The organism is Sorangium sp. So ce362 (genome assembly GCF_051519845.1).
In the GTDB taxonomy this organism is placed as follows: Bacteria; Myxococcota_A; Polyangia; order Polyangiales; family Polyangiaceae; genus Sorangium.
Genome location: NZ_CP150332.1, coordinates 738,203 through 756,668, shown reverse-complemented (window position 1 = coordinate 756,668; position 18,466 = coordinate 738,203). Strand labels below are relative to the sequence as shown.

The window sequence follows — 18,466 nt, the reverse complement described above, 5'->3', positions numbered from 1 at the left end:
CGACAGGTCACATGGCCGGCACGAAGCGCAGCGACGCGAGGCGCAGCAGCTCGCCCGTGCCGCCCGTCACCTTCAAGTAGACCTCGTGGGTGCCAGCGGTGGGCTTCACGTCGCACGTGGTGGTCACCCACTCCTCCCAGCCGCCGGTGCCGGGGATGTTGCACGTGCCGATCGCCGAGCCACCGGCCAGCGGATCGATCCAGACCTCGACGGCGCCGCCTTGCCCGGCGCTCGCGGCCTTCAGCTCGATGGCCTTCGAGCTCACTCCGCCGCTGCCGAGGTCGACGCTGCCATACATGGCCCAGTCGCCGTTCTCCAGCTCGCCCAGCACCGATCCCGCCGACTCGCTCGACACGACGCCGGCGCCGGACTCCTGGTCCGCCTCCGCGGCCGGGATCGGGGTGAGACCGTCGCGGTAAACGAACAGGTCGAAGTCGGCGCTCTTGTTGGTCGCGAACATGCCAGCCTGGTTGCCAATCCAGGTGTGGGCCATGGCATAGAAGTGGTCGAGCGTGGAGAGGTCGATCTCGGCGCCTACCTGGGTCCAGTCGACGCCATCGGAGCTGAACCAGCCCGTGGCCATGTGGCCGGCGCGGACCAGCTTCAGCCAGACCGTCGCGCCGGAGGGGGCCGGGACCGACGCGCCCACCACGACCGGCTCGGCGAGCTCGGTGTACGCTCCCCCCTCTTCGCTCGGGGGCATCACCGAGCGCGAGCGGAAGGAGAACCGGATCTTGTCGGCGTTGTCCTCCATGACCCGCGCCACGGAGGCCTCCATGATGGCGGGAAGCATGAACTTCTCGTCGCTGGCCATCCACGTCGGGGCAGAGAGCACCTGCTCGTCCTGCCAGTAGCCGTTGCCCAGCCGGACGCCGGCCGCGTCGCCGTCGGCCTCGGGCGTGAACTCCATCTTCACGATCATGGTGCTCGAACGCAGCGCGTCCTTCTGCACCACCCACGTGGTCTCTTCAGCACCCGGCTTGATCCGCAGCCACTCCGGGCGGTCCGTCACCGAGTACCTGTCCTCCGACCGGCCGTAGGAGGTCCAGGCAGGTCCGATCTTGTCCGACGAGAACTCGTCGTTCACGGGCAGCAGGAAGGGCACGTCGCTCCGCGGCAGCTCGGGCGCCGGCAGATCGCGCACCTGGGTCGCGAACCGCGGGACCGGGATGGTCTGCCCGCCCACTTCCTGCTCGACCCAGTCCATCGACAGGAGCAGCCCTTCGCGGCCCAGCCCCATCCATTCGCCGTTCTTCCAGTCCTGGGTGCCCACCTCGCTGCAGTCGTACGAGTGGGCAAAGGCCCACCAGGTGCCATCCTCGAGCTCGAGCGGAGCCGTGATGTGCTGCACGCCAGCGTACGGCTCCTCGCCGGTCAGGACATAGCCGAGCCACGTCCAGTCCTCGGAGGTGCTGCCGGCCAGCTTCTTCGAAGCCCAGGCGTGCAGCTGCCCGCCGCAGGCCGTGTGGGTCGACACGAAGTAGTAGTACCACTCGCCGCGCTTGGCCATGGTCGGCCCCTCGGCCCACTTGCTCCAGTCAGGATCGGTGAAGTCCCCGCAGCCGCCGGTCTCCTGGTCCCAGTTGATGAAGCTCAGATCGATTGTCGACTCCGGCACCAGCATCCCGGTGGCAGGATCGATCTCCGTGGCCAGGTTGATGCCAAAGTCGTTGGGATTGTCTGCGTCCCATTTGCACAGTCCATTCTTGATGAGCATGTAGGTCTTGCCGCTGTCCGGGTCGACGAACACGGAGTTGTCGGAGCCGGTCCCTCGTTCGTACGAGGTCTCGCTGCCGGGCGGCGTGTAGGGGAAGACGTCGACCTTGGTGGGCTCTGACCATGGGCCCGCGAGGCTCGGCGCCGAAGAGAAGTGCTGGGTGGCCCCGATGGAGTAGTAGACCCGGTACACATCATCGGCCTTGGTGATGAAGCCGCCCCAGGTGCCCTGGCCAGGGCCCGTCTGCTCGTCCAGCGCGGTCGCGGTGGAATTGACCACCCGGGTCACGCGCTCCCAGCGCACGAGATCCGTCGAGCGCAGGATCTCGAAGGCCGGCATCATGTGGAAGGTGGACCCGACCAGGTAGAAAGCGTCGCCTTCCCGGTAGATGTTCAGGTCCGGGTGATCCCCGGGCAGGACGGGGTTCTGGTAGGTCGTGGGCTCGAAGGCCGCGCCGAACGTGGCCGTCAGCGTCTTGTCCGCGTCCAGGGAGATGGTCACGGGGTTGTCCAGCCCGGCGCCGGCGCCACTCCATCCCAGGAAGTTGCGGCCCGCGGCGGGCGTCGCGGTCACGGTCACCCAGGTGCCAGACGGGTACGTGTAGGTCCCAGGCGCGGGATCGGTCGTGCCCTCGCCGCCGGTCTCGATGGTGAGCGTGTAGCTCGAATCGCCGCTCTCTCCGCACGCCGCGACAAGAGACCCGATCAGGAGAATCGCCATGACAGGCGCGCTGCATCGTTTCATCGTCTGCTCCTCACCGGCGCCGTGCCGGCGCCATGGTTGTCCCTCGGGTATCGGCAGCGACCGTCCGAACCTCGAAGACCGTCACCCGGTAATAATCCGCCAGCGCCACATGTGAGCGCTAACACGACCTGCAAGATGCTCACTTGCACTCCTCACGTCGCGCGTCAAACGGTTTATATCGCCCTGATAGATACCGTCGAGAAGCACGACGTGTAGACGTGTAGATGGGGGTTCAATCGGAGGTCGCTCGACGTGCGTTGCCCCACCGTCACGGAGCCGGTCGTGACTCGGAGGAATCCCCTCAGCATGACGACCCCGGTCGTGGGCAAAGCCGAAGCGGCCGGGGTGGGCGTTACGCGCTCGCTCCCCCGGCGTGCTCCGGCGCTCTCGGGTGCCCGGGCGGGAGCCCGAGGCGCTGCCGCACCTGCGCGAGGCCGACGCCGACGCCGCCGGCGGCGAGCGCGAGCGGCCAGGGCTTTCCGGTCGTCTGCTGGATGAACGCGCGCACCCGCCCCACGTCCTCGAGGACCGGCGTCAGCTGAGCCGGATCGTCGAAGTTGTTCACGAAGGCGTTCGCGAGCGCCTGCTGCCGGCTCGCGTTGTCCGCCCGCCCGTCACTGCCGTACTGCGCGAAGAGGAGGTGGAAGATCCCTGCCGACGCTCCCGAGAGGAGGAGGTTGTTGAACCGGTCGGAGGGCCCGCCGTGCCGCGCATAGAAGCGATCGAAGGTGCGCGTCATCCATTCGGCGTCGAAGGGGCGGTCGCCGTGCTGCACGATGCACTCGACCAGGTTGCGCGCCATCTTGTTGCCGCTGTTGGCCCCCTGGCCGCCGATCGGATCGAGCGACATCGCCGTGTCGCCCAGCGACGTCACGATCCGCCCGGAGGGCAGCCGCCCGACGGGCTTGCGCACCGCCGGGACGACCCGCCCTTTCTGCCATCCATGCTTGTCCGACAGCTCGGCTGTCCTGAACCACTCATGGTCCCAGGGGATGAGCTCCTTCACCAGCTCCTTCGTGATCGCGAGGATCTCTTCTCCCGACGTCGCGCCCTGGAACCGGTCCATCGGCCCTCCGGGGATCGCCTCGACGATGCAGCTCCAGCTCGGTCCCACGTCCTTGTGGTGGTAAGGCACCCAGAACGCCTCCCCGAGGCCCCCGAACAGGTTGAACTTGACCGGGATCAGCGGGATGCCGTCGAACCCGAGCTTCGGTCCCGTCACGCAGATCATGACGAGGTTGCGCTGCGCCTCGGTGTGGACGCTGCGCCCCGCGTCGCGCTCGAACAGGCTGCACAGGTCGCCTCGTCCAGCGGCGACGATGGTGAGATCGCTCTCCGCCGCGATCGCGTCGAGCCGCGGGACCGTGACGGGCTCGATGACGATCTTGCCTCCCCGTTGCTCCAGCTCGAGCATCCACCGGTGGCTCTGGAGCCGCAGGTCGATCGCCATGAACGGCCGCTCCAGGCGGCCTGCCAGCGTCAACAGGCGGTTGCCCGGGGCGGGGCACGCGGTCAGCTGAATGCCCCGGCCCGGGGGCGCGGCGTCCTCCCAGAAGGCCAGGCCGAGCTCGCGCTCGAACTCGAGCGCCCTGTCGAACCGGGCTGCGCTTCCGGTCGGCTTCGATTCGTTCAGCCACTGCTCTGGCGTGCGATCCGAATAGAGAGTCACATCGTAGCCGGCCTTCACGAGGGCGTGCGCCGCGAGCAGGCCAGCCTGTCCAGATCCCACGATAGCCATCTTCCGCATGAGCACCCCTCGGATTGTGTTGGTCGGCGATCGCCTCACGACGACGCGCGCTGAGCCGTCCAAGTCGGTTCGCCGCCAGGGCACCGGGGGCGTCGCGAGCAAGGGAAGCCCAGTCAAGAGAGACCGTATCACCTCGACCAGGAGCGCCGGAAGCCTCCCGCGAGATGCCCGACGACCGCGACATGGTCCGCTCCACCGGAGAGAGCCCTCGGGGGGAGGGGGTGTCGCGCGGGGGGCCGAGGGGCAGGGCCCCACGAACCCGAGCGCCGGCCCGCGTCGCAGCGAGTCGCTCATGGACTTGGCACCTCCGTGCAGGAGGCAATTGCCACCACGAGGCGCGAGTTCGTGGGAGGGGCCCCCTCGGCCCCCCGCGCGACACCCCCTCCCCCCGAGGGCTCCCCTGCAGCGCGCGGAGGCCGCCCCGCACCGAGGCCGCCCTGCGAGGCCACCCCCCACCGAGGCCGCCCGCCGGTTGCGAGGCGCAGCGCCTTGGAGTAGCGTCCGCGCCGCCGCAGGGCCGGGCGATGTCGCTCGCCCAGCTCCAGCGGACGAGCCGGGCATCAGGTGCGCGCCCCGGCTCGCGCGGCCCCCACCGCGCACTGGAGACGAGAATGGCCCGAGGCTCGACAACCACGCACCGCGAATCGGACGCCGCCGAATCGCTCATCGGAAGGGGCGCCCGCATCCGCGGGCGCGTCCACGGCGACGGCTCGCTCCGGGTCGAGGGGAGCGTCGAGGGGAACATCCAGCTGGCCGGCGATCTCGAGATCGAGGACGGAGCGTCGGTCACCGGCGACGTCGAGGCGAGCTCGCTCGTCGTCTCCGGACAGCTCACGGGCGACGTGACGTCGCGCGGCCCCGTCACCATCCGGGCGACCGCGCAGTACGCCGGGAACGTGGGCGGCAGCGAGGTGATCCTCGAGGAAGGCGCGGCGTTCGCCGGCCGCATCGAGGCGGAGTTCGACCTGCCGGCCGAGCTCTCGGAGCGGACCGGCGGGCGCGCACAGAGCCCCCGACGCGAATCGGCGGGGCGGTAGCGCGCGTTGACGGACGGAAAATCGCGCCGCCAAGGCGCGACGAGGAGCACGAACGTGGCGGGTACGATCATCGGAAACGGGCTCACGATCGAGGGCGAGATCACCTCCGACGAGGAGGTGATCGTCGCCGGGACGGTGCGCGGAAAGCTCACCGTCGAGGGGCCGCTGACCATCGACGCAGGGGCGCTGGTCGAAGCGGACATCGGGGCGGCGTCGCTCCAGGTGGGCGGCAACGTGACCGGCAACGTCACGGCAGCCGACCGCGTGGACCTCCTCGCGGGCGGTCGCCTCGTCGGCGACGTGAAAGCGTCGCGGCTGACCATCGCGGACGGAGCCTCGTTCAAGGGCAACGTCGACATGGACGTGTAGCCGATGGCCGCCCAGTCCTCGATCGGGCCGACGACGGCCATCCGCGGCAACGTGCAGGGCGACGGGGATCTCGAGATCCTCGGCCACGTCGAGGGGAGCGTCGTCATGACCGGCGACGTGACCATCGGCGAAGGCGCGCTCATCCAGAGCGACGTCCGGGGGCGGCGCGTGGTCGTCCGCGGCTCGGTCGCCGGGAACATCTCCGGCGAGGAGGCCGTGATCCTCGAGCCCGGCGCGCGCGTCGTCGGCGACCTCGGCGCGCCGCAGATCGGCATCCAGGCCGGCGCGCTGGTGCGCGGCAACGTCACCACCGGCGCGCCGCTCGCCGCGGCGCCCGCCCCGGTCCGGGCCGCCGCCGCTGCGGTTGCGCCGCGCGCAGCGGCCGCGCCTGCGGCTGCGCGGCCGGCGCGGGCCGCGGCGGAGCAGCGCGCGCCGGCGCCGGCCGCGCGGCCTGCGGCCCGCCCCGCGCCGGCGCCTGCGCGCCCCGCGCCTGCGCCCCGCCCCGCGCCGGTCGAGGCGAGGCCCGCGCCTGCGCCCGAGCCGCGCCTCGCGGCGGTGCACGACGACGAGGAGGCCGACCTGTCGGCCTCGGCCGCCGGCGAGGGCGACGAGCCCGACGCGGCGGAGAGCGCTGGCGGGCCGCCGCCGCCCGTCGTCCCCGCGCTCCGGAAGGGGGCCGCGAAGGCGTCGCTCCGCAAGCGGGGCGGGCGGTGAGCGCCGCCGGCGCCTCGGAGCGGGAGCGGCTCGTCGCGCTGCTGCGCGAGCGTTCGTTCGAGCAGAAGCGCGTCGTCCTCGCGTCCGGTCGCGAGAGCGACTTCTTCATCGACTGCAAGCAATCGGTGCTGACGGCCGAGGGCCACGCCCTCGTCGGCTCGCTGATGTTCGAGGCGCTCGACGCGCTCCCCCGGTGCGAGGCGGTCGCCGGCGTCGAGCTCGGCGGGTGCCCCCTCGCGAGCGCGGTGTCGCTCACGAGCTTCCTGCGCGGCCGCCCCCTCCCCGCGCTGTACGTGCGCAAGGACGTCAAGGACCACGGCTCGCGCCGCCTCGTCGAGGGGGATCGCGGGCTCGTGCCCGGGATGCCCGTCGCGATCCTCGAGGACGTGATCACGACGGGCGGCTCGACGCTGAAGGCGGTCGAGAAGCTGCGCACCGCGGGCGCCTCGGTGGTCGGCGTGATCGCCCTCGTCGACCGCCTCGAGGGCGGCGCCGACGCCATCCGCGCCGCGGGGCTGCCGCTCGTCGCGCTCTGCACGCGCCGCGACTTCCTCCCGGACAGCCCGCTCGCCTGAGGCGGACGGCCGCCCGGCGGGGCGGCGCGCTGCTGCGCCGCCTCCGCGCCGCCGCGCGCTACTCCGCCGCCTTCGCCTGCGGCTCGCCGAGGAGCGGATAGCCGAGCGCCTCGCGCTGCGCGAGGTACGTCTCCGCGACCGCCCGCGCGAGCGCGCGGACCCGGCCGATGAAGCGCTGCCGCTCGGTCACGCTGATGGCGCCCCGCGCGTCGAGCACGTTGAAGCGGTGCGCCGCCTTCACGACGAAATCGTAGGCGGGGAGCACGAGCGCCTTCTTCGGATCGATCGCCGCCCCCTTCGCCGCCGGATCCGCGCCCCGGTAGAGGAGCCGCTTCACCTCGGCCTCGCACACGTCGAACGCCGCGAAGTGCTCGGGGATGTCGGCCTCCTCGAAGTTGTAGGTCGACCACTCCCACTCCGCGCGCTGGTAGAGATCCCCGTAGCGCACGACCTCGCCGCCTCTGTCCGAGTAGACGACGTCGTAGATGCTGTCCTTGTCCTGCAGGTACATCGCGATCCGCTCGAGGCCGTACGTGAGCTCGCCCGAGACGGGGCGGCAGTCGATCCCGCCGATCTGCTGGAAGTAGGTGAACTGCGAGATCTCGAGCCCATCGATCCACACCTGCCAGCCAAGCCCCCACGCCCCGAGGGTCGGCGACTCCCAGTCGTCCTCGAGGAACCGGACGTCGTGATCGAGCGGGTTCGTGCCGATCGCGCGCAGCGACTCCAGGTAGAGGTCCTGGATGTCGATCGGGCTCGGCTTGAGGATCACCTGGAACTGGTGAAACTGCTGCATACGGTTCGGGTTCTCCCCGTAACGACCGTCCGCGGGCCGCCGGGAAGGCTCGACGAACGCCACATTCCAGGGCTCGGGGCCGAGCGCGCGCAGGAACGTCGCCGGGTTGAAGGTGCCAGCGCCGACCTCCGAGTTGTACGGCTGCACGATGAGACAGCCACGATCGGCCCAGAACTTCTGCAGGGTGAGAATGAGGTCTTGAAAGGTCATGGTGGGAGGGCCGGTTCTTAGCCTGGATCGCCCGCGCAGGCGACGCCCCGCGAAGGATCCCCCGCGCGGTCCGCCCGATGGGCGGTCTTCCACGTGGGCGCGCGCCGCGCGCCGCACGCCCACGTGGAAGACCGCCTCGGCCGCCCTCCCCGGCGTACCCCGTCGAGGACGGCCCCGCCTCGGCCCCCGCTGACCCCGCGCGCCGCTTGCGCCCGGTCGACGCGCGGCGTAGCTTCCCGCGCAATATATGGGCTCCCATGCATCTCCACCAGCGCGGCGGAAGGCCGCCGAGCAGCAGGCCCCCGGCGGGCCGGACGCGCAGCGGGTCATGGACGCGATCCGCGCCATCGTGCAGCGCCTGCGCGTCTCCTCGCGCGCGTGCGAGCGGCGTCTCGGCCTGAGCAGCGCGCAGCTGTTCGTGCTGCAGCAGCTCGACCAGGCGGCCGCCGCGTCGGTCGCCGAGCTCGCGCGGCGCACGCTCACCCACCAGAGCTCGGTCTCGGTCGTGGTGACGCGCCTCGCCGAGCGCGGGCTGGTCACCCGGCGCCCCTCGCCGGAGGACGCGCGCCGGACCGAGATCTCGCTCACCCCTGCCGGTCGCGCGCTGCTCCGCCGCGCGCCGCGCACCGTGCAGGCCGAGCTCGTCTCCGCCGTGGACCGCCTGCCGGAAGACGAGCGCTGCGGGCTCGCGCAGAGCCTCACCACCCTCGCCCGCGCGCTCGGCGCCGGCGACGAGGCCCCGCCCCTGTTCTTCGAGGGCGAAGAAGCCCTCGCCGCCGCCGCCCGAGACGAGAGCGAGAGCTGACATGTCGAGCGTGAACCCCCCCCACACCGCGGCCACCGAGAGCATCCCGGTCGCCCCCTCGATGGGCCCGGCCCTCGAGGTCCTCCACGTCCCCGCCCCCAGGGCCGCCGTCGACCGGCGGGTCGTCCTCGTGAGCGGCCTCGCGATCGCGATCGCCGGCGTCGCTTTCCTCGCGGCGGAGCTGCTCACCGCGCTCATCGCCGTCATCACGAACCTCGCGTTCTTCGGCCGGCTGTCCGCCGCGCCCGCGTCGCCCGCCGAGCACCAGGTGGGCGCGCTCGTGCTCGTCGTGCCGATCGCCGGCGCGCTCGTCGTCGGCGTGATGGCGCGCTACGGCTCCCAGGCGATCCGCGGCCACGGGATCCCGGAGGCGATGGAGCAGGTGCTCTTCAACCAGAGCCGCATCCCGCCGCGGATGACGCTGCTCAAGCCGCTCTCCGCGGCGATCGCGATCGGCACAGGCGGGCCGTTCGGCGCGGAGGGGCCCATCATCGCGACAGGCGGTGCGCTCGGCTCGCTCGTCGGGCAGCTGCTCCGGACCACCGCGGACGAGCGCAAGACGCTGCTCGCCGCGGGCGCGGCGGCGGGCATGTCAGCGACCTTCGGGAGCCCGGTGGCGGCCGTGCTGCTCGCGATCGAGCTCCTGCTCTTCGAGTACCGCCCGCGCTCGGTGATCCCCGTCGCCTTCGCCGCCGCCACGGCCGCCGCGGCGCGCCTGGCCGCGGGCCAGACCGCGCCGGCGTTCGAGATGGCGGCCGTGGCGCCCTCGACCGGCCCCGCGCTCGCCTTCTACATCGCGCTCGGCGCGGCGCTCGGCGTCGCGGCGATGGGCGCGACCCGCGCGATCTACGCGATCGAGGAGGCGTTCGAGCGGCTGCCCCTCCACTGGATGTGGTGGCCGGCGATCGGCGCCGTCGCGATCGGCGCGGTGGGCTACGTCGCGCCGCAGACGCTCGGCGTGGGGTACGACAACATCGACGACATCCTGAGCGGCCACCTCGCGCTCGCCGCGCTCGTGTCGCTCTCGGTGCTGAAGTTCGTCTCCTGGTCGATCGCGCTCGGCAGCGGCACCTCGGGCGGGACGCTCGCGCCGCTCTTCACCATCGGCGGCGGGCTCGGCGCGATCCTCGGCCTCTCCGCCGCCGCGCTCTTCCCCTGGCTCGGCGTGGACGCGCGCGTCGCCGCGCTCGTCGGGATGGCGGCGATCTTCGCGGGCGCCTCCCGGGCGCTCCTCGCCTCGGTCGTCTTCGCGTTCGAGACGACCCGGCAGCCGATGGGGCTGCTGCCGCTGCTCGGCGGCTGCAGCGCGGCGTTCCTCGTCTCCAGCCTGCTGATGCGGCACTCCATCATGACCGAGAAGCTCGCCCGCCGCGGCGCGCGCGTGATGGTCGAGTACGCGGCCGATCACCTGGCGCAGATCACCGTGCGCGACGCCGGCTCTCGCCCCGCCGTGACGCTCGCCGCCGACGACACGGTCGAGGCGGCCCGCGCCTTTCTGCTGTCGCAGGCGGAGGGCTCGCGCCACCAGGGCTTCCCGGTCGTGGACCGCGGAGGGGAGCTCGTCGGCGTGGTCACCCAGCGCGATGTGCTCACCGAGCAGCCCGGCGCGCTCGCGATCCGCGACCTCATCCGGCGGCCGCCCGCCGTGGTGTTCGACGATAGCTCCCTCCGCGAGGCCGCCGATCACATGGTCACCGAGGGCGTGGGGAGGCTCCCTGTCGTGTCCCGGCAGGCGCCCCGCAAGGTGCTCGGGATGCTGACGCGCAGCGACCTGCTCGACGCGCACCGGAGCCGGATCGAGGCCGCGCAGCGCCGCGAGCCGGCGCTCACAGCCGCGACCCATGGCGAAAGCCAGGTGATCTCTCCCCGGACTGCCGGCGGCGCAGGCGGGCGGAGCTAGTCGACGAAGTACTTGCGATCGCCCGCGAGCCCCTGCTCGAGCGCGGCCATGCCCTCGGAGACGTCGAGCTTCACGCCCTCGCGCTGGAAGCTCATGCCCATGGCGTAGAGCGTCTTGAACAGGTTGTGCGAGCGGCACTGCTCGCCCATCTGGCCGACGCGCACGATGTTCAGGCCGAAGGCGCCCGAGATCTCGACGCGGAAGGCCTTGGTCATGTACTCGCGGATCCGGGCGCTGTCGGCGCCGGCCGGCAGCTTGATGGCGAGCACGCTGTTGAGGCGCACGTCCTTCGAAGCGAACAGCTCGAGCCCCATCGCCTCGAGGCCCGCCTGCATCGCCAGGGAGCTCATCTCGTGGCGGCGGAACCGCCGCTCGAGCGTCTCCTCGCAGACGAGGCGCAGCGCCTCGTGCAGCGCGAGCACGCCGGGCACCGGCGCGGTGTAGTGGTACTGCTGGTAGCCCCAGAACCGCTGCGCGCGCGTGGCGTCGTAGCACCAGTGCGGGCGCGGCGAGGGGCGCTCCTCGACGACCTTCCACGCGTCCTGCGAGAACGCACAGGCCGACACGCCCGGGATCGACGACAGCGCCTTCTGGCCGCCGACGATGCCGACGTCGATGCCCCACTCGTCCATGTGCACCGGCATGGCCGTGAGCGTGACCACCGCGTCGACGATCGTGAGGGCGCCCTGCGCCTTCGCGAGCTTGCAGATCTCCGGCAGCTCCACCATGCGGACGCCGCAGGACGTCTCGCCGTGCGCCATCGTGACCACGTCGTAGCGCTGCTTCTTCATCGCCTCGCGCACATCCGCGAGCGTCACGGGCCGGCCGGGCGGCCCCTCGAGGAAGGTCACGTCGGCGCCGACGCCGAGCGCCATCTCGCCGAGGCGCCCGCTGAACGTCCCCACCTTCAGGCAGAGGACCTTGCGCCCGGGCCAGCACAGGTTCGAGACGGCCATCTCCATCGCCGCGGACGCGGGCCCGGCAATGCCGATGATCTTGTCGCTGCGCGTCTGGAACGCGTAGGCCGCCATGTACTTCACGTTCTGGATGACGCGGTCCATGGTGGGGCCGAGGTGATTGATGATGACCCCGTTCGCCTGGGCGACCGCCTGCGGGATGGGCACCGGACCGGCGCCCATGAGGAGCAACGGCTCGGATGGCAGGATCGCGGCGAGGGGCGTGATCGGCGGGGGCAGAATGGAGAACGACATGGCAGGACCTTGGGCGGGAGCGCGGAGCGCGCTAGCAAGCCCAGAGCATCCTGCCGCGTCAAGCTCTACCGGGCAAGAAGCTCTACCGGGCAAGCCGGCCAGAGGCGGTCCTGCTCGTCGCACGACCCTGGGGGGATGAGCCATGCGACGAGCAGGGCCCCCTCCGGCCCACCGCCGGGGGGAGGAGAGCGCCGCGGCGCCTGAGCCCGAGAGACGGGCTCATGGACAGCGACGCCTCATCCACCGCTCGTCGTGCGGTCGACCCGAGGTGTTCCCGGACGCCGCAGGGCACTGCAGCGGAGCGGGAGCTCTGCCACGTCGCCCCCCGGGACGAGCTCGGGCGTAGCGCCTCACGAGAGGGTCAATCGACCCTTTCATACCGCCGAACGGCGCCGCGCGATCGCCTGATACCCGGCGGTGAGCAGGATGGCGCCGATCAGGGACATGAAGAACCCCGCCGGCTCGCCCTCACGGTACATGAAGAGCATGCGGCCGAGCAGCCCGCCGACGAAGGAGCCGACGACACCGATGATCATCGAGACGACCCACCCGCCAGGCTCACGCCCCGGGACGATAAGGCGGGCCAGAGCGCCGATGACGAGGCCGAACAGGAGAAAGAGAATGAACGACATGATGAACCTCCCGGATCGGAGCGAAGCGCTCCTGGTTGCTATGCAGCCTGTTCAGCAAGCGCCGCGCCATGCCGTGGAGTCCGGCCTCTCCACAGGCCCACAGGCGAGCTGAACGCCGCGGACAGAGCGCCGGGTCACCTTTCCCGTCGCGAGATTCGACCGCGGCGCAGAATGCGTTCTGGAGAGCCAGGACGGTCGGACTGCGCTGTGGGACTGCTTGCTTGAGGGCAGCGTGGCGTATTGCCTCAGGCGAGCTGAAAAACAGGGGGCGGGCGAGGTAGCCTGCCCCATTCGCCCTCACGACCTCGACAAGACCCGGCGCGCCGCGGTGGCGCGGCGGTTGCTAGGTTCAGATGTTGCCAGGTGCAGAGATCATGGCGCACCGCAGACATGTTCTACGGGTGTCCACCCGGAGGAGGGTACAATGAGCAACGCGAGCGACCGTAATGAAGGGGCTGCCGACGAGCTGGGCGGCAAGATCAAGAAGGGCCTCGGCAAGCTGATGGGAGACGAGCAGATGGAAGCGGAGGGCCGCGCCAAGGAGCTCCGAGGAAAGGTCCAGCAGGAGGACGCCAAGGCCGATGAGCGCGCGCAGGGCGCGCTCGAGGAGGCCGCCGGCGCCATCAAGAACCGGATCGGAAAGCTCGTCGACAACGAGCAGATGGCCGCTGAAGGGAAGGCCAAGGAGCTCAAGGGAGAGAACCGGCAGAAGGACAATCAGTAGAGGTCGCCCCCTGCTCGCCCGCAGCAGCGGGCGGGCGCTGGCTCGCCCGACGGAAGTCCGGCCGGGGAAGGCCGGACTTCCGTGCAGATTCGCGCCGTCACACCTCGGTCGCCGAGACGCTGTGCCGCTGGAGGAGCTCGCGCAGGTGGCTCCTGTCCATCCGCGCCGCGCGGGCGGCGCGCGAGAGGTTGCCGCCGTTCCCGCGCACGAGCGCCGTCAGATACGTCCGCTCCCAGCGCGCCACGGCGCGCTCCTTCGCCTCTCGGAACGACAGGCTGAGCTCGTCGTCCCGGAGCGCCTCCGGCGCCGAGAGGCCGCTCTCCCTCTCCCCCGAGCCCATCACCGCCTCGCGGAACAGCGCCGGATCGATCATCAGCACCGCGCGCTCCACCGCGCCGCGCAGCTCGCGGACGTTGCCCGGCCAGTCCTGGCGCATGAACGCCTCGAGGAGGTCGCCCGGCGGGCTCTGGTCCGGCCCCTGCGCGAGCTGCCGGTAGAAGTGCGCCGTGAGCAGCGCGATGTCGTCGGGGCGCTCGCGCAGCGCGGGGACGCGGAGCCGGACGATGTTCAGCCGGTAATAGAGGTCCGACCGGAAATTCCCGCGGTTCACCTCCTGGCGGAGATCGCGGTTTGTCGTCGCGATGATCCGGATGTCGAGCTTGATCGGCTCGATCGTGCCGATGCGCCGGATCTGTCGCTCCTCGAGCACGCGCAGGAGCTTCGGCTGCATGTCCAGCGGGAGCTCGCCCATCTCGTCGAGCAGCACGGTGCCGCCCCGCGCGGCCTCGAACGCGCCGGCGCGCGCCGCCTGCGCGCCCGTGAACGCCCCCTTCGCGTGGCCGAAGAGCTCGGCCTCGATCAGCGTCGGCGGGATGGATCCGCAGTCGATCACGACGAACGGCCCGCGCGCGCGCGGGCTGCTCTCGTGGATCGCCTCGGCGAGCAGGCCCTTGCCCGTGCCCGTCTCTCCCTCGATGAGCACCGTCGAGTCCGACGCGGCGATCCGCGGCAGCGCCGCGAAGATGCGGCGCATCGCGGTGCTCTGCCCGAGCACCCGGCCGTACCGCTCCTCGTCGCCGAGCGGCTCGCGGATCTGCTCGGCGAGCGGCTCGAAGCGGAGGGTCGATTGCCCGAGCCCGAGCGTGGCGCCCGGCTGGAGGTAGGCCGCCTCGACGCGGAAGCCGGAGAGGGTCGTGCCGTTCTTGCTGCCCAGATCGCGGAGCAGGAAGCCGCGCGGGGTGACGGTGATCACGCAATGGTGCCGCGACACCGCCCGGTCGGTCAGGATGAGCTGGTTGCCGGGCGCCGTGCCGATCACGAACTCGGTCGCGTCCGACACCTGGGATGACCCGGCGTCGGGGCCGGCCGTCACCTGCACGCGGAAACGGCTGAACGCGATCTCTTTGGAGCGGACATCGAGGAGCGCCGTCTCGGCGCTCGGGTGAACCTTCGGCTCGGAGCCCATCTCGCCAGCCTACCACGACGGTGCGGCGCATGGCCGGGGCCGCCCGGCGATCTTCCCCGGGGCGCGCGGCGCCCTGTCTCGCGAACCGGCCTCGCGGACCGGCTCCCGCACGACCTCCGCGGGCTGCTCGGCGCCGCCCGGGCGCGCCGCGTCGAGGGCGACGGGCGCTCCGGTGCGCGTGGAACGCATCACGCGGCGATCACGGCTCGGCGGGAGATCATGGATAAGACCCTATACCCTCGCCGCCCGACGATCGCGAAAGCGCCCGTGAGCCGCCGCGCGCCGGGTGCGAGAGGCGATGTAACGGGGCCCTCCGCGCCCGCTCGCTCCTCTTGTCGCTGCGGCGCGCGGCGGGTAGAGGTCCCTCCATGATGCGAGGCGCGCTCAGCGATATCACGAGAGCCGTCGGCAACACGCCGATCGTCAAGCTGAACCGGGTCACGGAGGGGATCGAGAGCGACATCTATGTCAAGTGCGAGTACCTGAACCCGGGCGGCAGCCACAAGGATCGGGTCGCGCTGAACATGATCCGCGACGCCGAGGCGAGCGGACTCAGGCCGGGCGGGACGATCGTCGAGGCGACCAGCGGCAACACCGGCGCCGCCCTCGCCATGGTCGCCGCGATCCGCGGGTACAAGTGCGTCTTCGTCATGCCAGACAAGATGTCGCAGGAGAAGATCGCGACCCTGCGCGCCTACGGCGCCCGCGTCGTGGTCTGTCCGACCGCCGTCGAGCCCGACGACCCGCGCAGCTATTACCAGGTGGCGAGGCGCATCGCCGACGAGACGCCGAACTGCTTCTACTCGAACCAGTATCATAACCCCTCGAACCCCGAGGCCCACGTCGGCTCCACCGGCCCCGAGATCTGGGAGCAGTGCGGCGACGAGCTCGACGTCTTCGTCGCCGGCATGGGGACGGGAGGCACCATCAGCGGCGTGGGCAAGGTCCTCAAGCAGCGCAAGCCGAACATCAAGATGGTCGGCGTCGACCCGGTGGGATCGCTCTATTACGATTACGTGAAGACCCAGCGGATCACGAAGCCTTTTGCCTACAAGGTCGAGGGGATCGGCGAGGATTTCTTTCCGAGCACGATGAACCTCGAGATCATCGACGAGATCGTCCGGGTCGACGACAAGGAGTGCTTCCTCATGACCCGGGATCTCGTGCGGCTCGAGGGCCTCTTCGTGGGCGGCTCCGCGGGCGCGGCGGTCGCCGGCGCGATCAAGTATGCGCGGCAGAGCGGGAAGAAAGAGAACATCCTCGTCCTTTTGCCCGACGGCGCGTCCAAGTACATCTCCAAGATCTTCAACGACGACTGGATGCGAGAGAACGGCTTCCTCGAGGAGGACAAGGGCCTCGGGACGGTGCGCGATCTGCTCGCCGTCAAGCCGAGCGGGGCGGTGGTCACCGCCGACGCGAACGCCCGGGTCCGCGACGTCATCGACATGATGAAATCGCACGGGATAAGCCAGCTCCCGGTCACCGAGGACGGCAAGCTGCGCGGGATGGTCCACGAGGTCGACCTGCTGCGGCACCTCGTGAAGGGGAGCGGCACGCTCGACTCGAGCATCGGCGGGCTCGTCGAGAGCGACTATGCGACCGTGACGCCGGCGACGAAGGTCGAGCTCCTGAAGGGCGTCCTGAGCGACGCGAAGATCGCGCTCGTCGTCGACAAGGACACGGTCCTCGGCGTCGTGTCCAAGATCGACCTCATCGACTATCTTGCCCGCAAGGCGACGCCGGCGCTCGGCTGAGCGCCCGGACAGGAGAGGGAGCATCGCGGTGACACAAGACCTCGAGGCGGTGCGGCGCGCGCTGCACGACCATATCGTGAACGAGATCCTCCTTCGCAAGGCGCCGCTCGCCCCGGACGAGGATCTCTTCGAGGGCGGGTCCGGGTTCGACTCCATGTCGCTGACGCGGGTGCTCGTGTTCATCGAGCAGCGCTTCGGCGTGAAGATCCCGGACGAGGAGGTGGACGTCGACGAGGTGTCGACCGTGGACCGCATGGCGCGCTTCGTCGCCGGCCGCATCGCGGCCGCGCAGGGCTAGCGAGGCCGCGGTGGCCGGCCCCTACCGGCTGCGCGTCGAGGACCTGGCCGCGCGCGGCGACGCCGTCGCGCTCGCGTCGCGCGGCGCCGCGGTCACGTACGCCGAGATCGCGGCGCGCGCGGCGGCCGTCGGCGCGGCGCTCGCCGGGGCGGGCGTGCGCCCCGGAGACCGGGTGGCGCTGCTCTCCTCGGGCCGCGCCCACGACGAGCCGGTGGCGCTCGCCGGGGTGCTCACGGCCGGCGTCGTGGCGGTCCCGCTCGACGCGACCGCGCCGCCCGCGCGGCTCGGGCGGATCGCGCGGGCCCGGGGATGCCGCGCGCTCGTGCTCGACGCCGCCGCCGCGGCCCTCGCCGACGGCATCGGCGCCGAGCTCGGCGGGGGCCTTGCGCGCGTGGAGCTCGACGCCGAGGGGCGGGTGCTGCGCGGGGCGGCGCCCCCAGGCGCGGGCGGCGAAGCCCGCGAAGCCGGGGCGGGCGGCGAAGCCTGCGAAGCCGGGGCGCAGGAGCTCGCGTGCATCCTGCACACCTCCGGCAGCACCGGCGAGCCGAAGCCGGTCCCCATCACCTGGGCCGGGCTCGACGCGTTCACCGCCTTCTGCATCGACCTCATCGGCCTCGCGCCGGCGGATCGGGTCCTCCGCGTGGCCGAGCTCGTCTTCGATCTCGCGTGGTTCGACCACCTCGCGACGCTCCGCGCCGGCGCGACGCTCGCGACGATGGCGCGGCGCGATCTCGCCTCGGGCCGCGCGCTGCGCGACGCGGTCTCGGCGCTCGCGCCGACGGTCATCTACGGCGTGCCGTCGATGTTCATGAAGCTCGCCGCGGCGCTCCCCGCGGCGGACGCGGGCGCACCGGCCGGGGCGCTCCCCCCGCCGGTGCGCGCCCTCCTGTTCGCCGGCGAGGTGTTCCCGCCGCGCGAGCTCGCGGCGCTCGCGGCGCGCGTCCCCGGCGCGGCCCTCTACAACCTGTACGGCCCGACCGAGACGAACGTCTGCACGTTTCACCGCGTCGACCGCGCGGCGCTCGACGGGGTGAGCGAGCTCCCGATCGGCGGCGCGTGCCCCTACGCCGCCTGCGCGCTGCTCGCTGAAGACGAGGACGGCCGCATCATCGAGGGCCCTGGTACGGGCGAGCTCGTGGTCTCGGGGCCGACGACCGTCGACGGCGGCCCGTACCGGACGCGCGACCGGGTGGAGCGCAGGGCCGACGGGCTCTTCTACTTCCGCGGCCGCATCGACCGGATGGTGAAGGTCCGGGGCTACCGGGTCGAGCCGGGCGAGATCGAGGCGGCGCTCGCGTCGCACCCGGCCGTGCGCCAGGCCGCCGTGATCGCCGTCGAGGACGCGCGCCTCGGCAAGACGCTCCGTGGCTTCGTCGCCCTCGCAGGGGACGCGGACGACCACGCGCTCAGGATGTACCTTGCCGAGCGGCTGCCTCCGTACATGGTCCCGGAGAAGATCGTCATGATGGACGAGCTGCCGCGGACCGCGACGGGGAAGATCGATTATCGCGCGCTGCCAGGATGAGCGCCTGCGCGCGTCATGCGGCCAGCACGGCCCCTCCCCCGCTTCCGTCCCTCCCCTGAAGGCACCAGGAGACCGTGATGGATATGGATGGAGAAGTGGAGAAGCAGGAGGGCGTTCACGCCCGAGCCCGCTGGATGGCCCGACTCCCCGTCCAGGACGGCTCCGACCCGGCACCGCAGCGCTCGACCGGCATGCGGCCTCGCCGAGGTCCTCGTGCGCTGCGGGCGTGCAGCGGTGAGCGCC

Annotated in this window: 16 protein-coding genes; 10 read left to right on the top strand and 6 right to left on the bottom strand. The window is 71.6% G+C overall.

Annotated features, from left to right (window positions below; all coding sequences use genetic code 11):
* Window positions 1-7: 7 nt before the first annotated feature.
* Window positions 8-2,461 (bottom strand): family 43 glycosylhydrolase, encoded by a 2,454-nt coding sequence (locus tag WMF17_RS03050; RefSeq protein WP_437647990.1) that lies wholly within the window; start codon window positions 2,459-2,461, stop codon window positions 8-10.
* 352 nt (window positions 2,462-2,813) lie between these two features.
* The gene (locus tag WMF17_RS03045) at window positions 2,814-4,208 is read right to left on the bottom strand and encodes a styrene monooxygenase/indole monooxygenase family protein (RefSeq protein ID WP_437600473.1); all 1,395 of its coding nucleotides are present in this window, start codon (window positions 4,206-4,208) and stop codon (window positions 2,814-2,816) included.
* A 611-nt stretch (window positions 4,209-4,819) separates the two neighbouring features.
* Here WMF17_RS03045 and WMF17_RS03040 point away from each other — a divergent pair.
* The 4 genes from WMF17_RS03040 to pyrE are packed head-to-tail and all read left to right on the top strand — an operon-like array spanning window position 4,820 to window position 6,903.
* On the top strand, window positions 4,820-5,245 hold the full coding sequence (locus tag WMF17_RS03040) for a bactofilin family protein (protein ID WP_437600472.1): 426 nt from the start codon (window positions 4,820-4,822) through the stop codon (window positions 5,243-5,245).
* Window positions 5,246-5,299: 54 nt separating this feature from the next.
* Window positions 5,300-5,614: a bactofilin family protein gene (locus tag WMF17_RS03035; RefSeq protein WP_272097558.1), complete on the top strand. Its 315-nt coding sequence runs from the start codon at window positions 5,300-5,302 to the stop codon at window positions 5,612-5,614.
* 3 nt (window positions 5,615-5,617) lie between these two features.
* Window positions 5,618-6,328: a bactofilin family protein gene (locus WMF17_RS03030; RefSeq protein WP_437600471.1), complete on the top strand. Its 711-nt coding sequence runs from the start codon at window positions 5,618-5,620 to the stop codon at window positions 6,326-6,328.
* Window positions 6,325-6,903, top strand: a complete 579-nt coding sequence (pyrE, locus tag WMF17_RS03025; protein ID WP_437647988.1) for an orotate phosphoribosyltransferase — start codon at window positions 6,325-6,327, stop codon at window positions 6,901-6,903. Before WMF17_RS03030 ends, pyrE begins: the two co-directional genes overlap by 4 nt.
* Before the next feature lie 58 nt (window positions 6,904-6,961).
* On the opposite strand, the gene glyQ is transcribed toward pyrE, so the two are convergent.
* Window positions 6,962-7,909 carry a glycine--tRNA ligase subunit alpha gene (gene glyQ, locus WMF17_RS03020; RefSeq protein ID WP_437600469.1) on the bottom strand — a complete coding sequence of 316 codons (948 nt, stop codon included), beginning with the start codon at window positions 7,907-7,909 and terminating at the stop codon, window positions 6,962-6,964.
* A 247-nt stretch (window positions 7,910-8,156) separates the two neighbouring features.
* Here glyQ and WMF17_RS03015 point away from each other — a divergent pair, with 247 nt between their 5' ends.
* Together WMF17_RS03015 and WMF17_RS03010 are read left to right on the top strand one after the other, a co-directional pair.
* Entirely contained in the window at window positions 8,157-8,714 is a 558-nt protein-coding gene (locus WMF17_RS03015; protein ID WP_437647986.1) for a MarR family winged helix-turn-helix transcriptional regulator, read from the top strand.
* A gap of 1 nt (window position 8,715) precedes the next feature.
* Complete coding sequence (locus tag WMF17_RS03010; protein ID WP_437647984.1) at window positions 8,716-10,614, top strand: chloride channel protein; 1,899 nt, start codon at window positions 8,716-8,718, stop codon at window positions 10,612-10,614.
* On the opposite strand, the gene WMF17_RS03005 is transcribed toward WMF17_RS03010, so the two are convergent.
* Window positions 10,611-11,825, bottom strand: a complete 1,215-nt coding sequence (locus tag WMF17_RS03005; protein ID WP_437600466.1) for a pyridoxal-phosphate-dependent aminotransferase family protein — start codon at window positions 11,823-11,825, stop codon at window positions 10,611-10,613. The two genes, WMF17_RS03010 and WMF17_RS03005, sit on opposite strands and share 4 nt — an antisense overlap.
* Window positions 11,826-12,199: 374 nt before the next feature.
* On the bottom strand, window positions 12,200-12,457 hold the full coding sequence (locus tag WMF17_RS03000) for a GlsB/YeaQ/YmgE family stress response membrane protein (RefSeq protein WP_437600465.1): 258 nt from the start codon (window positions 12,455-12,457) through the stop codon (window positions 12,200-12,202).
* A 424-nt stretch (window positions 12,458-12,881) separates the two neighbouring features.
* On the opposite strand from WMF17_RS03000, the gene WMF17_RS02995 reads away from it, so the two are divergent.
* Window positions 12,882-13,181, top strand: a complete 300-nt coding sequence (locus WMF17_RS02995; RefSeq protein WP_437600464.1) for a CsbD family protein — start codon at window positions 12,882-12,884, stop codon at window positions 13,179-13,181.
* Window positions 13,182-13,278: 97 nt separating this feature from the next.
* Here the strand turns inward: WMF17_RS02995 and WMF17_RS02990 are convergent, their stop codons facing one another.
* Window positions 13,279-14,646, bottom strand: coding sequence for a sigma 54-interacting transcriptional regulator (locus WMF17_RS02990; RefSeq protein ID WP_437600463.1), 1,368 nt, complete (start codon window positions 14,644-14,646; stop codon window positions 13,279-13,281).
* 368 nt (window positions 14,647-15,014) lie between these two features.
* Between WMF17_RS02990 and WMF17_RS02985 the strand changes: the two genes are divergently transcribed.
* From WMF17_RS02985 to WMF17_RS02975, 3 genes are read left to right on the top strand one after another with little or no spacing between them, the layout of a single operon-like run.
* The gene (locus WMF17_RS02985) at window positions 15,015-16,400 is read left to right on the top strand and encodes a cystathionine beta-synthase (protein WP_437600462.1); all 1,386 of its coding nucleotides are present in this window, start codon (window positions 15,015-15,017) and stop codon (window positions 16,398-16,400) included.
* 28 nt (window positions 16,401-16,428) lie between these two features.
* Window positions 16,429-16,698 carry an acyl carrier protein gene (locus WMF17_RS02980; RefSeq protein ID WP_437600461.1) on the top strand — a complete coding sequence of 90 codons (270 nt, stop codon included), beginning with the start codon at window positions 16,429-16,431 and terminating at the stop codon, window positions 16,696-16,698.
* Between the two features lie 10 nt (window positions 16,699-16,708).
* A complete protein-coding gene (locus WMF17_RS02975) occupies window positions 16,709-18,223 on the top strand; it encodes an AMP-binding protein (protein WP_437647982.1) in 1,515 nt (504 codons plus the stop codon).
* Window positions 18,224-18,466 lie beyond the last annotated feature (243 nt).

Excerpts from the sequence above, each read along its gene's own strand:
- WMF17_RS02985 (WP_437600462.1), top strand. The coding sequence starts at position 15,015 with ATGATGCGAGGCGCGCTCAGCGATATCACGAGAGCCGTCGGCAACACG.
- WMF17_RS03000 (WP_437600465.1), bottom strand. The coding sequence starts at position 12,457 with ATGTCGTTCATTCTCTTTCTCCTGTTCGGCCTCGTCATCGGCGCTCTG.
- WMF17_RS03015 (WP_437647986.1), top strand. The coding sequence starts at position 8,157 with ATGGGCTCCCATGCATCTCCACCAGCGCGGCGGAAGGCCGCCGAGCAG.
- WMF17_RS02995 (WP_437600464.1), top strand. The coding sequence starts at position 12,882 with ATGAGCAACGCGAGCGACCGTAATGAAGGGGCTGCCGACGAGCTGGGC.
- WMF17_RS03045 (WP_437600473.1), bottom strand. The coding sequence starts at position 4,208 with ATGCGGAAGATGGCTATCGTGGGATCTGGACAGGCTGGCCTGCTCGCG.
- WMF17_RS03030 (WP_437600471.1), top strand. The coding sequence starts at position 5,618 with ATGGCCGCCCAGTCCTCGATCGGGCCGACGACGGCCATCCGCGGCAAC.
- WMF17_RS02990 (WP_437600463.1), bottom strand. The coding sequence starts at position 14,646 with ATGGGCTCCGAGCCGAAGGTTCACCCGAGCGCCGAGACGGCGCTCCTC.
- WMF17_RS03040 (WP_437600472.1), top strand. The coding sequence starts at position 4,820 with ATGGCCCGAGGCTCGACAACCACGCACCGCGAATCGGACGCCGCCGAA.
- glyQ (WP_437600469.1), bottom strand. The coding sequence starts at position 7,909 with ATGACCTTTCAAGACCTCATTCTCACCCTGCAGAAGTTCTGGGCCGAT.
- WMF17_RS03005 (WP_437600466.1), bottom strand. The coding sequence starts at position 11,825 with ATGTCGTTCTCCATTCTGCCCCCGCCGATCACGCCCCTCGCCGCGATC.
- WMF17_RS03010 (WP_437647984.1), top strand. The coding sequence starts at position 8,716 with ATGTCGAGCGTGAACCCCCCCCACACCGCGGCCACCGAGAGCATCCCG.
- WMF17_RS03050 (WP_437647990.1), bottom strand. The coding sequence starts at position 2,461 with ATGAAACGATGCAGCGCGCCTGTCATGGCGATTCTCCTGATCGGGTCT.